12 protein-coding genes are annotated in these 15,274 nt (G+C 39.8%); 8 read left to right on the plus strand and 4 right to left on the minus strand.

Going from position 1 to position 15,274, the window contains the following annotated elements; genetic code table 11:
- Positions 1-1,193 precede the first annotated feature (1,193 nt).
- Together J2X69_RS01870 and J2X69_RS01875 are read right to left on the minus strand one after the other, a co-directional pair.
- A complete protein-coding gene (locus tag J2X69_RS01870; RefSeq protein WP_146921011.1) occupies positions 1,194-1,583 on the minus strand; it encodes a helix-turn-helix transcriptional regulator in 390 nt (129 codons plus the stop codon).
- 70 nt (positions 1,584-1,653) lie between these two features.
- Positions 1,654-1,821 carry a type II toxin-antitoxin system HicA family toxin gene (locus J2X69_RS01875; protein ID WP_310097546.1) on the minus strand — a complete coding sequence of 56 codons (168 nt, stop codon included), beginning with the start codon at positions 1,819-1,821 and terminating at the stop codon, positions 1,654-1,656.
- A 751-nt stretch (positions 1,822-2,572) separates the two neighbouring features.
- On the opposite strand from J2X69_RS01875, the gene J2X69_RS01880 reads away from it, so the two are divergent.
- The 3 genes from J2X69_RS01880 (at position 2,573) to J2X69_RS01890 (ending at position 5,357) form a co-directional block, all read left to right on the plus strand.
- Entirely contained in the window at positions 2,573-3,154 is a 582-nt protein-coding gene (locus J2X69_RS01880) for a helix-turn-helix transcriptional regulator (RefSeq protein WP_310097548.1), read from the plus strand.
- Positions 3,155-3,230: 76 nt separating this feature from the next.
- Positions 3,231-4,205 (plus strand): hypothetical protein, encoded by a 975-nt coding sequence (locus J2X69_RS01885; protein ID WP_310097555.1) that lies wholly within the window; start codon positions 3,231-3,233, stop codon positions 4,203-4,205.
- Positions 4,206-4,481: 276 nt separating this feature from the next.
- Complete coding sequence (locus J2X69_RS01890) at positions 4,482-5,357, plus strand: penicillin-binding transpeptidase domain-containing protein (RefSeq protein WP_409014373.1); 876 nt, start codon at positions 4,482-4,484, stop codon at positions 5,355-5,357.
- Between the two features lie 80 nt (positions 5,358-5,437).
- Here the strand turns inward: J2X69_RS01890 and J2X69_RS01895 are convergent, their stop codons facing one another.
- On the minus strand, positions 5,438-6,181 hold the full coding sequence (locus tag J2X69_RS01895; protein ID WP_310097562.1) for an SDR family oxidoreductase: 744 nt from the start codon (positions 6,179-6,181) through the stop codon (positions 5,438-5,440).
- Between the two features lie 589 nt (positions 6,182-6,770).
- On the opposite strand from J2X69_RS01895, the gene J2X69_RS01900 reads away from it, so the two are divergent.
- The 5 genes from J2X69_RS01900 to J2X69_RS01920 all read left to right on the plus strand — a co-directional run bounded on the left by J2X69_RS01900 (position 6,771) and on the right by J2X69_RS01920 (position 14,255).
- Positions 6,771-7,877: a DUF4932 domain-containing protein gene (locus J2X69_RS01900; RefSeq protein ID WP_310097565.1), complete on the plus strand. Its 1,107-nt coding sequence runs from the start codon at positions 6,771-6,773 to the stop codon at positions 7,875-7,877.
- A gap of 324 nt (positions 7,878-8,201) precedes the next feature.
- Positions 8,202-8,807, plus strand: coding sequence for a DNA alkylation repair protein (locus J2X69_RS01905; RefSeq protein ID WP_310097568.1), 606 nt, complete (start codon positions 8,202-8,204; stop codon positions 8,805-8,807).
- Positions 8,808-8,810: 3 nt separating this feature from the next.
- Entirely contained in the window at positions 8,811-9,164 is a 354-nt protein-coding gene (locus tag J2X69_RS01910) for a VOC family protein (protein WP_310097570.1), read from the plus strand.
- A 330-nt stretch (positions 9,165-9,494) separates the two neighbouring features.
- Entirely contained in the window at positions 9,495-10,052 is a 558-nt protein-coding gene (locus J2X69_RS01915) for a DUF1016 N-terminal domain-containing protein (protein WP_310097573.1), read from the plus strand.
- Between the two features lie 372 nt (positions 10,053-10,424).
- Positions 10,425-14,255: an Eco57I restriction-modification methylase domain-containing protein gene (locus tag J2X69_RS01920; RefSeq protein ID WP_310097576.1), complete on the plus strand. Its 3,831-nt coding sequence runs from the start codon at positions 10,425-10,427 to the stop codon at positions 14,253-14,255.
- A 41-nt stretch (positions 14,256-14,296) separates the two neighbouring features.
- Here the strand turns inward: J2X69_RS01920 and J2X69_RS01925 are convergent, their stop codons facing one another.
- Positions 14,297-15,178 carry a TaqI-like C-terminal specificity domain-containing protein gene (locus tag J2X69_RS01925; protein WP_310097580.1) on the minus strand — a complete coding sequence of 294 codons (882 nt, stop codon included), beginning with the start codon at positions 15,176-15,178 and terminating at the stop codon, positions 14,297-14,299.
- Positions 15,179-15,274: the final 96 nt, after the last annotated feature.

A 15,274-nucleotide genomic window follows, 5' to 3' on the forward strand; every position in this document is an offset into this window, starting at 1 on the left:
TACAGACTATCTGGTCAACTTTATTTTATAACAAGTTTATTTGATCTTTTGGGATTGTTAGTTCCCTAAAAAAGCAAAGGACATGCCCTGGGGCCCTGTTTTAGTGGAGTGATATAAAGTAAATGACACTCCTTCACAAGTAGAAAATAGAGCCAAACAAATCACCCGCATCACAGATCTGGAACAGTACCATTTTATTCCCTTTATTGCACAAGCCTTTTAATTATTGAAATCGAAGATCCCGAGAACAAAGTGATTCGGGAGCAGAAGCGATTCGGGAACAACCAACCTACTTCTTATCTCTGATCCACGTCTGGAGCTGGATCAATCTCCTCCTCTTCAAGGAGAGCCTGTCCCGATGAGCAAAGCGATATCGGGAAGGGAGGGGTGAGGTAGAACAGCTATCCGGGCTTAAATCTGGAAATCATCAAGCACCTTTTAAACAGAAAATAAAATGAGTATGCTAAATATGCGCCTCTTTCTGTAAGAAAATGGTGAGGTAATTTATTAACTTGCTCTACTCAGAAGCCGAAGACCTGTGGAGAATGGCGATAGAGAATCAATAGGGCTTGGGAATGTTCTAAGCACAAGGGTTGTAATTAATAAAAAAACACAAAATTGGCAAGAAGAAAAAAAGAACAAGGGGTCACATAATAGCAGATGTCAGTGAAAATCATTTAGATTAATAAATTACATAAAATAGGATTTATTGAAAAAATAATTACTGGATCACACGTTGTATTATTTAATAATGAATATGATTCAATAATAGTTCTCCCTTCATTTAGAAGAAATAAAATAATTGAAAAATATATTTTAATGACCGTTAGAAAGAATCTAAATGGCAAAGGAATTTTGAATAGTGAAGAGTTTAATAGACTAATTGATGAGAAATAAACTATCAACTACAACTAGGTATTAGGCGCGTGCATAGCACGAATATTGAAACCGCTTTTGCATTGCCTGCCCCGATTTTTTCGAGAGAACTAACTAGGTTCTTACGGGGATCAAGTTCAGATTTAATGGATCATGAAATAAATGGCCAATTACAAATAGTAATCATTTGGAAGTGGAATTACAAACCTCACCTAGTCACCACTAGCGATATGACTAACCCGGAGGGGAAGATGCGAGAATTCAGGATGAGACATTGATTGTAAACAAAAAGTCCTGAAAACTCAGGACTTTTTGTTTTAGGAAGTGATGATTGTCGCTTCTTGCAGCTCAATTGCTAACATATGGAGCGTTTTCTCTATTTTTTTAGCCTGTTCAAGAGAGGGGCTTTTCGCTCCTGACACATATTGCCTTAGGAGTCCGGGGTTCATACCCGCATGTTCTGCAACAGTTGAAATTTTCAAGAAGTCAAACTTCTGAAACAATGCATAGATGTCATATTGAGGGATAAATTCTACGCATTGTGGATCCAATTCTTCAAAGTCCCATAATAAGGCTTTGATTTTTGATTCAAGTTCATCTACTGTGTTTGCAAAGTCTGTGATTAAGTTGTCATTGTACTCAATTCTTCCCCACAGTTCTTTGCCATCTTGTCTTTCGATGGTTAGAGGGATTTTTACGATTTGCATGGATGATGTTGTTGTGTTGTCGTTTTGTTTGTAATCTGTCGTTATCTGTATTTTCCGAACCGGGTGGGGGCTATTTTAGCCCCGCCTGTTTCAGAATGGAATTTAAGGTTCCGATCGGTATGTCCCCGCCATGGATGGGGATTGTTACTTTTCCCGACTTCGTCGGGTGAATTAATTGAAGATGGCTTCCCTTCTGTTCTTTTTTGTACCAGCCATCTTTATGAAGTAACTTTTGCAACTCTTTTACTTTTATACGTCAAAGGTAACAAATATGTTACTTTCTATGCAGATGAAAAAGTAACTTTTTTGCTACTTATTTTTAATATGTTCATTTTCTCCTGTATTGAATAGCTTTTTCGTAATGGTTTTCTGGCTTTTTACATTTTATTACTATTTTTCAATAACAACTGGATATTCCAGAGCATACTGACCCCTCCAGTCCGGAGAGTTTTAAGTTATGAAAGTGCCTTTACAGGCAGGATTCGACTGACATTCCGGCACATATTGGCCCCTTTAAGATAGATTTTCGGTGATATTCCGGAGGATGTTGACCCCCTAAGGTTGAGATTCCGGAGCATATTGCCCCCTCTGATCGATGGTCTTGGTTTTTTAGCAGACATTTTCGATCACCGCTAACTATCAATTACCTAGCTGAAAATTACGCCCCATTACAACTAGGTTTTAGTTACGCGGTAGCACGGATGATGTAACCGCTGTAACTCCACCTTCCCCGGTTCTTTCTAGATAAGATAAGGGAAGAATCTGGGTAATTGGATCTCGATACCTTTTTTCCATTAGTATTGACCAAACTAAAGCAGCAAGATAGAAATGAACTTCTTTTTCAAAGTTGACTTGGCCGATTTGTCTTCAGGTTTGGGTAAGTGCTTTTATGGGCACGTGTTTCTGTTTCGTATGCCTTTTAAGGCGAAGCTTAAGGGATGAAGGCACACTTGGAATGACCTCGCATTTCCCGTATTTTCACCTTTGCCATGACGCTGCCCGAAAAAATCATCAATGCCCGCCGCACCCGGGGACTTACGCAGGAAGAACTTGCACAAAAAGCTCAACTGTCTATCCGGACAGTCCAGCGGATCGAGAACGGACAGAGTATTCCGCGGATGTTTACGCTGCGCGCTATCGCCGATGCACTCGATCTTGCTTATAGCGAAATCGATACGAAATCCCGGGAAAAGGTCCAGAACCCAATGAATCAGTCGGAAGTATCCCACTTTTTGCGGATTCTTTGCCTGTCATGTTTCAGCTATCTGGTTATTCCCTATGTCCATTTCATGGTAGCTCAGTACCTGTTGCGAAAGGAAAAACGACTCAATGGGGCTGCACTGTCCTTTGCCCGTTACATAATCAGAACGCAGATTTGGTGGGTTGTTCTTTTTCACCTTGGGCTTTTGGTGACTCTTGCGATGAATTTCTTCCTCGTCAACTACAGCAGCGGCGTGATTATCGTCAATTATTTTTGGATCGTTTTTGTGGCTTACATCTTCAACCTTATTATTGTTTCCGGCAATTTTTTTCGCATTAAGGCTGTCATCAGCTTCAAAACAGCAATTTGACGTCCAAACGACGTGTGAATGTCACAAGGGCATTGGACGTTGACTCGCTACTTTTGTGGACTTAACCCCCACACGTATGCGCAATTTTCCATCCCAAATTTTCCTGACTGTCTTAGGTGTTATGGTCTCAGGTTTGGCCTCTGGCCAGCAGACACCCACGCTTCCTGCAAACCGGCTTGTATTTGATCCCATGGATAAAACCCTCGACTTCCGATGGTTGGGCGATACCCTGCAGACCCGGTTTGAACCACACGCCGCCATGTTGCTTCCTGTTGAACTGGGAAACTGCCCAAAAGTATTCTATTTGCAGTTCGATCTTGGTGCTCCCAATTCCATCCTTTACAGTGACATGATTCGTCAGATCAGGGAGGAGTACCCACAGACAATTACCTCTGGGGACACGGTGGCACTTGCCGATTTCCATTTTTTACTTGGCGGAATGGATGTCCTTGCAAAGGAAATCAAACTGACTGCACACGGTCAATCGCAGATCAACTGGAAAGAAGATACAAGTATTGAAATCATCGGGACGGTCGGCGCAGACCTTATTGAGGGTCGTGTTGCCGTGATAGATTACCCCGCAGGGAAGCTCTCCCTCGGAAATGAGATTCCGCCCAGTCTGAAGCCCCATCTCATGCTGACCGACATGATGTTCGAACGCCGGAGTGTCCTGCTTCCTGCACAACTGGGTGAGAAGAAGCTTATGGTTTTTTTTGATTCAGGCTCCAGTGCCTATGAGCTGCTGACGGATCGCGAGACTGCAGAAAGCCTTTCTTCCGATACCCTGCCCGAGAGAAACGAGATCATGTCATGGGATCGTCGACTTATCGCCAACACCCTGCGGACTTCGCACAGCATTGAATTCGCCGGTCAGACTATTCCCTTGAAACACGTCACCTACATGGAGGGGGTGAGTGACGCACAGGTTGCACAGATGAAGCGTATCGGTATTGGCGGAATGACCGGTAACAAGCTTTTTATCGATAGTATCCTGGTTCTAGATACCCGGAACAGAAAATTCGGAGTGACCCGAAGGGATCAGCGGGAATAAGAATCGGGAAGGAGGGGAGACTTTATTTCATTTCAAAAGAAAGGTGATTGAATCATTTAGTGGTTGTTCCTGAAGAAAATATGGTCATCGCCATGACCTCCGGTGCATATGGTAATTGGTATCCCCATACACGGGCATATTTTATTCTCGGTAAGGTGATCCGGACATCGGTCAAAAGGGAGTAGAGAAAACAAATCCTACGACTGTTTTTTAGTATGCAGAGTTCTATATTTGCAGCAAACTGTTGACTGCGTGCAACTAACCATAAGGCAAACAATGAAATCCCTATATCTGATTTCACTATCCATCACACTTACATTTATAGTAAGCTGTTCACGACACCAAACCGTAGACAGAAACCCAGACGTTTTCAGTATTGGAGATTATGGACTGGATGGGAACATCCAAAAATACTTTGACAGCTGTGGTGTGGAAGGGTCAATAGCTATTTATGCAATTGAGGAACAAAAATGGATCACCTCTGATACAATAGGAGTAAAAGTTGAAACCCTTCCTGCCTCTACCTTTAAAATTATTAATTTATTAATAGCTCTCGAAACCAAAACGATCAGTGACGAGAACGAAATAATCAAATGGGTAGGGAGCACTGATACAATTAAATATGGGCATCGACCTGAAATTTACCACGATATGTCAGTAAAAGAAGCCTTTGAAACATCAGCGGGCTGGGTGTTTGTGGAGCTTGCAAAGAAAATCGGAAAAGACAACTATAAAGAATACCTCAGCAAGTGCAGGTACGGTAATAATAACCTGACCCAGCAGGATCCCGATTTTTGGAATTTTGGAGACTTTGCAGTCTCACCTCTAAACCAGGTGGAATTTTTACATGCTTTATACGAATACAGACTTCCATTTTCCAGGGAGAGCATGGACATTGTCAAAAATGTAATGGTAGCAGAGCAAACAGCTAACTATACCATAAGAGCAAAGACAGGTTGGACACGGGAAAACAATATCAATACAGGGTGGTGGACAGGATACATTGAAACCAAAAAAGGTACCTACATTTTTGCAACAAGACTTTTGCAAGACAGAAAAATGAATAGGTCTGATTTTGGTAGTTGTAGAAAGGAAATTACCAAAAAAGTATTTAAAGATTTAGAGATAATTGAACAGAATGCCGGCATGTAGCAACTGGTTTTTTTTGTTGCCTGCTCTGTCTCTCCCTTGGGGTACCTACTCGACTGTGTGTTCGTACTTTTTCACACACTTTATGTCCTTTCCTCTTCTCCGTGATACATATTAGAATACATTTCAGCTAATTTTGAAGGGTCTTCTTTCCAAGCATTGAACATTCCAAGTCCCATTTCGTCAGGAACAATATCCAATTCTCCTGCTTCAACTTTATCCAAAATTATTTTTGCAATTCCGTCTGGTTCTGGCATATCCCAATCGCTTCCCTTGTTCATTTCAGTATCAATTGCTCCCGGGTTTATTGCGTGTACTGTTATTCCTTTTTTGGCTAATTCAATTCTTACTGATAGCGTTGCTGAATATAAAGCAGCTTTTGATACTGCGTAAGCCGCAATTGATGGAAGTGGCGAATAAGCTACTATGGAAACGAGATTAATGATTTTAGCCGGTGCATTTTTCTCCAAAATTGGAGCAAACGCTCTCATCATGTTTATTGTGCCATAATAATTGACTTTCATATCGTTTTCTACCGCACTAATTTCTCCTTCCAAAATGTTGCCTTGGCTTAAAATTCCTGCGTTGTTAATGAGTACTTCAACATCTCTTGCTTTTTCTGCCACTTTTGAAATTTGAGTATTATCGGTTATATCTAACTTCAAAGGAACAACTCTTTCATCTCCAAAATCTGGCATTTTACCAGAGTTTCGAGAAGTTGCATAAATCTTTTTCGCACCTTTTTCCAATGATGCTTTAACGAGCGATTCCCCAATTCCTCTATTCGCTCCTGTAATCAGGATTACTTTATTTTTTAGTGTTTGCATTTTTCTGTTTTTAAATTAATAATGCAAACCTACTTTGTCATTTAAGTTTGTAAAACCCGATACTTGCGGTATTATGGTTCGATTGTTCTAAATGTTAAATTAATTCTTGAGGTGTTCAAACGACCCTCTTGAAATGAATCCAATCCTGTTCAGTAAAGCGAAGCGTATTGGGAGGCTAGCCTGCGGGCTGGTTTCCTGTCATTTTATTCCCTTTCGTACAGATAGACTTAGTTTTTGAAATCGAAGGTCCTGAGAGCATGTGATTCGGGAACAACCAACCTACTTCTTATCTTGTAGCCCATCTGGACTAAGATCAATCGCGTTGGGCCAGATTGTAGGATCTGCAACCTTCACCCAGCGTATAATAGACTTCTACAGCCAAGAGAAGATACTACATCCGGAGGGGGAAATAAGGGCGTTATGCCAGATTTAAAAAAAGGTCATCAGGCAACCATTTGGCAAAAAATCGCATCTGCAATAATATAATACAAAACTCAATGTGATGCGAAAACTTATGATTTTAGGAATACTGATCTCATTCCTTTCTTGCCAAACAAGTATTAAAAAAGAACAAACTGACAAGTTCGGAGTGGGTTTCAACGAAAACGTGGAAACATACTTTCTTGCTGAAATACTCTCAATCGAACATAGAACCAAAAATAAACAATGGGAAGAGTATAAATTGAAAACGTGCAGAGAATATCAGCCAATCGTTGCAAGGGCATTGGCCGATTATCAGGACTTGTCTGCCCATACCATAGCCATTGAAACAGCCGCGTTAAATGACACTTTAGGGAGTTTTGGGTATGGAAATGACCTGATGATGGGCATTTTACTGGATCAGCCTGAATTTAAGCTTTCAAAGAAACCAAGCGGGTTTAAGTTTTTGCAAACACATCTGGAAAATGATAAAAAAGTCCGCTTGGAAAAAATAATTTCAGATTATCTAAATTCCCTTTATACTTTTTACCAGACTGAAAATATTGGTGACTTTTACGAAAGGAACGCCGACTTTTATCAAGGCGCCATAAATGAAGTCAAATCGCACATTCCGGATGGTTTTACGGATGCAATGGAAACTTATTATGGAGATAGCAGAGATGAATATATCGCTTTGGTCAGCCCAATGATGATTTGGCCAATTGAAGAAAACGAAGGCCGTGGAATAGGAGCAATGGTTGAAGAGGGCAATAAAAAGACCGTTTATGAAATAATGAGCCCTTATGTTCAAATACCGGTGATATCAACAAAAAATGATTACCGCCAATTTGGCTTTGACTATCAGCCAAGAGCAAGAACATTAACAGTACACGAATTCGGTCATTCCTTTGTCAATTCAGAACTTGAGCCATACCAGGAACAAATTGAAAGTTCTTCTTACCTGTTTACAGAAAAATTAAGAAAAGAAATGGAGTCAAAAGGAATTCAAAGTTGGAATGTTTATGTAATCGAAAGCCTTGTCCGTTTGGGAGAGATTAGAGTTGCAGAAATTCAAAATGATAAGGAAAGAGCCAATTATTTACGCAACTACCACACAAACCAAGAACACTTTGTCTTCCTTCCACAATTAGAGGATAAAATAATCGAATTTGAGAATGACAGAGAAAAATACCCGATGTGGAAAGACTTTATTCCGGAAATTTTAAAGGTGTTTGGACAAAACACAACTGAGTTTGTGAATGAAAAATTGAAATAAAAAACGTGACATAACAGCATGGTTTTTCGTTGCGTGCGTAGCACGAAATATGAACCCTCTGCTACAAGAAGCAGATGAGGTGCCTGTAGTGGTTCATCTCATCGAGCTCGTTTGAGCATTGGAAATTGGTTCAACCTTAGGTACTTTAGTACAAAGCGATTTACAAACCTGTCTGACGACAGGCGGGCATGAAGAGTCCGCGGCGGCGGATGAGAGTCTTATGCACGGCCTGTCCCGTTTTTCGGGAGTTCTGTGGTCAGGTGAGATTGAAATTATCTGGCCTGCCTCGATTGGCTGCAAGTGTAAGAAGCCCCACAACACGATATGAAAGATATTATTGAGAGATTAGTAAAAATAGAAAATGGATTCAAACCGATAGAATCTGAAGCAAAAAAAATAGTTGTTTCAAAGCCAATTTCAGACTCCATGAAATTAGCGATTGAATTATTAGAAAACGATTTTTATCAGGTTCGCAGTTTAGCAGTCTTTTTATTGGGATACATATCGTCTAAAGATCCGGTAGCATTGCAGATTCTAAGGACTAAAGTAAGCAATGATAAAAGCTGGCAAGTTCAAGAGATACTTGCAAAATCATTTGACCAATATTGCATGGATACAGGATATGAAAAATCATTGCCTGTCATTAAGGATTGGTTAAGCGACAAAATTCCTAATGTTTGTCGTGCTGTTACAGAGGGATTAAGGATTTGGACAGGCCGTCCATTCTTTAAGACTAATCCTCAAGTAGCGATACAACTGATAAGTCAGCATAAAGCGCACGAGAGCGAGTATCTTAGAAGATCTGTTGGAAACGCTCTTCGGGACATTTCTAAAAAACATAAAGCGCTTGTTGACAAGGAAATATCAACATGGGATCTATCCAATAAACAGATTCAGTTTACATATAAATTTGTAACAAAATCTAAATAGATTATGAAAAATTATGACAATTTCTTTTTTCCGTCTGATAACTTTGAGGCAAGTAAAAAGTTTTACTCTGAAACATTGGGATTATCTACAAAGTTTGATTTTAGCCAACACGGTATGATTGCATTTAAAGTAGGAGAGGAAGAACCGGCGATAATTATTAAGGATAAAAGCAAATTCCCTACTGCCCAGCCATCTGTTTGGATTGAAGTTGAGAATGTAAAGCTTTTATATGATGACTTACAAAAGAAGGGGGTTAAGTTTTTATCTGAACCATTCAAGATAAAGACAGGATGGGCAGTTGAGTTTATTGACCCATCGGGAAATCTATTAGGGATAACCGATTATGACAAACAATAAAACACCGGCAGCCAATCGAGTAAACGGCCTCGCCAGATCTCTATGACGAGGTGCGCCTATGCTACGGCGCACAGGTCCCGATCACCTTATCCCGATTCTCGGGACAGACAGCACAGGGCTTGTATACTGTGATACATTGAGGCCCAGGTCTTGTTTTCGAGTAATTTCAATTTCCAATAAAAATATCCAAAGCCCGCTTGACAGGATAGACGAAATCCTTAATTTGGTGTCAGCAGACCCGCTGGAGACACGTCCAATATAAAGTGGCAAGCTAAAAAGGACTTAGAACCTTTACAGCCAAAAATCAGCCTATCCGAAACCTTTATGTAAATGGAGATTAAGAAAGATATATTCATTCAAATTCAAAGCATTGTTTCCAATGCTCAATCAAAAGCCATTCGGGCAGTTGATAATGAACGTGTATTGATGTATTGGCAAATCGGTAAAATAATTTTTGAAGAAGAGCAACAGGGGAAAGACCGTGCAGATTATGGGAGATATTTAATTAAAACCATTTCCGAAACCTTTCAACCACAGTTTGGGAGCGGTTTTTCAGTTCGCCAATTAGAGATGAACAGGCAGTTTTACCGCACATTTCCAATTGCGTCCGCACTGCGTTCGCAATTCAATTGGACACATTACAGAACCATCATACGCATTGAAAACCAAGATAAAAGAGACTTTTACATGGCAGAGGCAGAAAAAAACAATTGGACTGCTACAGACTGTGAGATGGACGTGGACATGAACCTCTTCCTGCTGACGGCGGCTTCCCTGCGGTTGATTTATGAAGCATTCAAAAGCTCAAAGTACATGACATTCCCCCATGTGCTCTTTCGGGATGTAGTGATCAATCAGGAACGGATTGTAAAGGCACTGAGTAAGTGAATTAGCTTGTAGTATACCCGGACAAATGAATATACAGGATTTGTTTTATGTAACTGCCATGTAACTGAGTTCTTAAAGTTGTACCTCAAAGGATTGTACACTGGGGTTCTTATGTAACTGTAAAGGGTTTATGCCTCTCTTGTCTCTTGAAATCAAGCATGTCACAGGCATCGACATCCATATTGGCGGCAACGGGTATTTGTCTTTTAAAAATCAAATTGTAAACAGATCAAATCGGGTAGTCAGTTATTAACCGTTTTATAGCCCGCCATTTATCCCATACTGCTTAATAAAATAGGGGGTTTTTAACCGACAAACTTTTATCTTAGGAAATCTAACACCTAACATGATTTTTAAATATCCATACCCAGAATGACATTTTCTATCCTTGACATTAAAAGCAGTCTTGATCAGGCATATCGGTTGATCATGCCACTGCGCCAAGACTTAGATCGGTTTAAAGCTAATTTGAAGCAACTGATCTCACAGATAAATGAAAAGGAATCTGAGGAGCATGTTAAGATTTTCCTCATGGATTTTTTGAAAAACACCTTCTATCACCCAGATTACCTAGTCGCTACCAAGGATAAAGCTGATTTTGTTATCCATCTGGACAAGACTTCCAGCTCACCCGTGGGAGTGCTCTTTGAAGTAAAGAAACCTACAAACAAGGCAGAAATGGTTACCCGGGAAAACCTTAACACCCGGGCCATGCATGAGCTGATTCTTTATTTCCTTAGAGAACGGGTAAATAATAAGAATTACTCCCTGACAAATTTGATCATTACAAACATCTATGAATGGTTTGTGTTTGATGCCACACTTTTTGAGAAAATATTTACCACAAACACCCGATTGCAAAAAGCCTACAAAGAATGGGATGCAGGTCAATCTATAAGCTCTAAGACAGACCTGTTCTACAATGAGATTGCCAAGCCTTTTTTACAGGAACTGGACAAGGAAATTGCTTTTACCCATTTTGACTTAAGAGATTACCTGAAGATTATTGAGACAGAAGGTGATCGGAATGACAAAAAACTCATTCCCCTATATAAATTCTTCACACCGGTCCATTTTTTAAAACTTCCATTTGTCAGCGACAGCAATACATTGGATAAAGGTTTTTTTGCCGAGCTGCTTCATATCGTAGGACTGGAGGAGACAAAGGAGCAATCCAAAAAAATAATCAGAAGACTCCCCTTGGAGAATAGGGAAAGAGGCTCTTTGCTGGAAAATACCATTAGTCTACTTCATCTCGAAGGAACATGGAGATCTGTGTCTTCTATCGAGCAGTATGGTAAAAGTAATGAGGACAGAATTTTCAATATCGCGCTCTCGCTCTGCCTGACATGGATAAACAGAATCCTTTTCTTAAAGCTGCTGGAAGCTCAGCTGCTGAGGTATCATCAAGAAAACAAGGAATTTAAGTTCTTGAATTTCCGCACCATTCCCAATTTCGACGAACTGTATAAGTTGTTCTTTCAGGTGCTTGCATTACAGGCATCAGATCGGTCCGAATTTGTTCAGGGTAAGTTTTCTCATATCCCATATTTAAACAGTTCTCTTTTCGAAATATCAGAACTTGAAAAGGAAACCCTTCGCATAAATGCGTTGGATGACAATCTTAAAATGAAGACGTTTAAGTCGTCAATCTTGAAAAAGAGAATCAAGAATTTTGAAGAGGAGCTGAATCCGCTGGAGTATCTTTTCTCATTCTTGGATGCGTATGATTTTTCTTCGGTAGGAAAAGAAGATGTGCAGGAGGAGAATAAATCCATTATCAATGCAGCTGTTCTTGGGCTTGTTTTCGAAAAGATCAATGGCTACAGGGATGGAGCTATCTATACACCGGGTGCCATCACCATGTATATGTGCAAGGAGACTATCCGTAGGGCAGTGCTTAAAAAATTCAAGGATGCCTTTTCTTGGGATATTGATAATCTGGATGATCTGAATAATTACATCGGGAATAGAAGAAAGACCTCGGATATTCTCGAATACAATAAGTTGTTGGATAGTATCAAAATCATCGATCCTGCAGTGGGATCGGGCCACTTCCTGGTATCTAGTCTGAATGAGCTGATTCTGATCAAAGCTGAGTTGGGGATTTTGGCAGATAGCTCGGGCAGGGTAATCTCGGATATTCAGGTCACGATAGCCAATGACGAGCTTATACTTCTCCGAAGAAATACTCAGGACTTCTTTGACTATCAGGTCAAAAAAGATTCCGCCGGATTCTGGAAGGTCGATAGTGACACCCAACGAATTCAGGAAACCATTTTTAATGAGAAGCGCAAGATCATCGAAGGATGTTTGTTTGGAGTGGACGTCAACCCCAATTCTGCAAAGATATGCAGGTTAAGACTCTGGATTGAACTGCTGAAGAACGCCTATTATAAAGTGGCAGCAGACGGAGAGCAGGGCAAAATCCTTGAGCTGGAAACCCTCCCGAATATCGATATCAATATTAAATCTGGCAACTCGCTCTTATCCAAATACCCACTTAATGAAGACCTGTCTGAGGTGTTCAGAAAGCAGAATTTCAGCGTGGCCATCTACCAAGATGCAGTCGAAAGCTATAAGAACACGCCGAATAAGGAAGCTAAGGAGGATTTAAAGCAATTTATCAGAAAAATCAAGGAGCAGTTTAGAGAGTCGGTCAGCCGTAGAGATCCAAAGCGTAAGCGATTGGCAGAGTTCAGGGGGCAGTTGTCCTTACTACAAAATAACTTTGATTTATTCGGTCAGAAAAAAAGCCAAAAGGACGTAAAGTCAGAGTCCAAAAAATGGGAGGCCAAAATCGCCAAGATCGAAGCGGAAATCGAAGAAGTAGAAAGCAATGCAATCTATAAAAATGCCTTTGAATGGAGGATCGAATTTCCCGAGGTCTTGGATTCAAAAGGAGACTTTGAAGGATTTGAGGTGGTCATTGGGAATCCCCCTTATATCCAACTGCAGAAGATGGGGGAGGATGCCGATGTGCTTCAAAGAATGGGTTTCGAGACCTATGTACGCACGGGGGATATCTATTCGCTCTTTTACGAGCTAGGTATAAATATTTTGAAGCCGGGTTACTACCTAGGGTTTATTACCTCCAACAAGTGGATGCGGGCAAGTTACGGGCAGAGTCTGAGGAAGTTCTTTTTGGAGAAAACCAACCCGCTGCAGTTGATTGATTTTGGTGGGTATCAGGTCTTTGCCTCTGCTACGGTGGATACCAATATACTGATCGCACAGAAGGAAGCTTTTTCCGGCTCAGTGCAAACCTGCCTGATCAATAAGTCCATTGGTAGCTTGGAAAAAATGAGCGTTTTTATCGGGCAGAACTTCTCGGTTCAAAAATCATTTTCCGAAAGTGCCGGATGGGTGATCCTCTCACCCATAGAAGAGCGGATAAAACAAAAGATAGAAGCAGCGGGCACTCCATTGAAAGACTGGGATGTTTCCATATATAGAGGAATCCTCACCGGGTACAATGAGGCCTTTATTATTGATCAGCAAACGCGTGATCGGCTGGTGCAGGCTTCAGCTAAAAATGCTGAAATTATACGGCCGATTTTAAGAGGCAGGGATATTCAGAGATATTTTGGGAATTGGGGAAACCAGTATTTGATCGTTACACATAACGGGTATACCACTCCAAATGGGGTTCAGGTTCCTAGAATTAATATTGAGGATTATCCAGAAATAAAAGAATACCTCAACCAATTTTCTCAAAAAATTATAGCAAGAACTGATCAAGGAAGTACACCTTATAACCTACGAAGCTGTATTTATATGGAGGATTTTTCTAAGCCGAAAGTCATATATCCTGAAATAACCAAGTTTTTAAACTTTTACTTTGATCAAGAAGAAAATTTCTATGTAAATAATAAGTGCTTTATTCTTTCAGGGTCAATGATAGAATATCTTACGGCTTTTCTAAACTCATCAATTTTCAAATATTGCTATAGTGATAATTTTCCAGAACTTCTTGGTGGAACCAGAGAATTAAGGAAGGTTTTTATGGAACAGATTAAAATTAAGGCTCCAACAAACCACTATAACACCCTACTGACTTCCCTTGTGAAAAATATACAATATAAGAAATCGTTAAATCTACCAACAATCGAAGATGAGAAAGAAATTGATAGTTTGATTTTCGATTTATACGATTTAGATACTGAGGAAAGAGAAATTATCGGTTTTATAGAAATAGTTTAAATACCTGATACTCAATATTTTAACAAAATATCTGCTTATCTCTATTTATTAAAAAATTCAATTTCATCACCAACAAGCCCATACATTTTATAAATAGTTCTGTCTATTTCTTCTAAAATAATTGGTGTAGGATTGTTTGCCGCTATCGATACTAGTGATTCAAAATAATCTTTTGTATTGGATTGAGGCAAACATATAGGTAATTGTTCAATGGTATATTTCTTCCATCGATTTGTTCCGACACCAGTTGCAGTACCTATTTGATTAAAATACCATTCAGCTAACTTGGAATTGAGCATACCCAGCAAATACTTTAAATTCTTCCCTGTCATCATAAACGAAGTTGCCTCGATAAAAACACCATCTTCGACGTAGGCAAATTTAGAAGTATCTGAAATTTCTCCCCATACTATCTTAGATTTAAAAAAGTCTTCCCAATAATTTGCTCCCCATCTTTGTAAAGCATACCATTCATACCTTATTCCAGTTTCGGATTTATTTCTCTTTTCAAGGTTTGATTTATGTTTCTCTAGATGATTATAAACTTCAGGATATAATTCTTTAAATTTTATATCCGCATATGTAGAATTTCCGACTACTGATTTATCTAAATGAAGCGGAAAATGCCATGGTATATATAATATATATATGTTTGCAAAATTTGTACTGTACTTTGAAATATCCCTGCCTCTTAAAATCGGCCGTATAATCTGATCAGCTTTAGGGCATTTTTCTACCAATTGATCCCGTGTTTTTTGATCAATGATAAAAGCTTCATTAAAGCCTGTTTTGATGCCATAGTTGATTTGGACATCCCAATCCTTAAGAGGTGTGCCAACCTCTTCGATTTTGGCTTTTATCCTAGCTTCAATCTCTGAAAGTATTACCCAGCCTGAGGTAGAAGAGAAGGAAGATTGAGGCACACTGTTCTGCCCGATAAAAACGCTCTATATCTCTTATCAAAAATACCTAGGATTTAAGGGCTGAATCCCCTTATTGCCCGCTTTCTGATTACTTAT

Origin of the sequence: Algoriphagus sp. 4150 (assembly GCF_031457395.1) — a bacterium.
Lineage (GTDB): Bacteria > Bacteroidota > Bacteroidia > Cytophagales > Cyclobacteriaceae > Algoriphagus.

Coding starts and splice junctions, on each gene's coding strand:
- J2X69_RS01880 (WP_310097548.1), top strand. CDS start 2,573: ATGACGCTGCCCGAAAAAATCATCAATGCCCGCCGCACCCGGGGACTT.
- J2X69_RS01895 (WP_310097562.1), bottom strand. CDS start 6,181: ATGCAAACACTAAAAAATAAAGTAATCCTGATTACAGGAGCGAATAGA.
- J2X69_RS01890 (WP_409014373.1), top strand. CDS start 4,482: ATGAAATCCCTATATCTGATTTCACTATCCATCACACTTACATTTATA.
- J2X69_RS01920 (WP_310097576.1), top strand. CDS start 10,425: ATGACATTTTCTATCCTTGACATTAAAAGCAGTCTTGATCAGGCATAT.
- J2X69_RS01905 (WP_310097568.1), top strand. CDS start 8,202: ATGAAAGATATTATTGAGAGATTAGTAAAAATAGAAAATGGATTCAAA.
- J2X69_RS01915 (WP_310097573.1), top strand. CDS start 9,495: ATGGAGATTAAGAAAGATATATTCATTCAAATTCAAAGCATTGTTTCC.
- J2X69_RS01910 (WP_310097570.1), top strand. CDS start 8,811: ATGAAAAATTATGACAATTTCTTTTTTCCGTCTGATAACTTTGAGGCA.
- J2X69_RS01870 (WP_146921011.1), bottom strand. CDS start 1,583: ATGCAAATCGTAAAAATCCCTCTAACCATCGAAAGACAAGATGGCAAA.
- J2X69_RS01885 (WP_310097555.1), top strand. CDS start 3,231: ATGCGCAATTTTCCATCCCAAATTTTCCTGACTGTCTTAGGTGTTATG.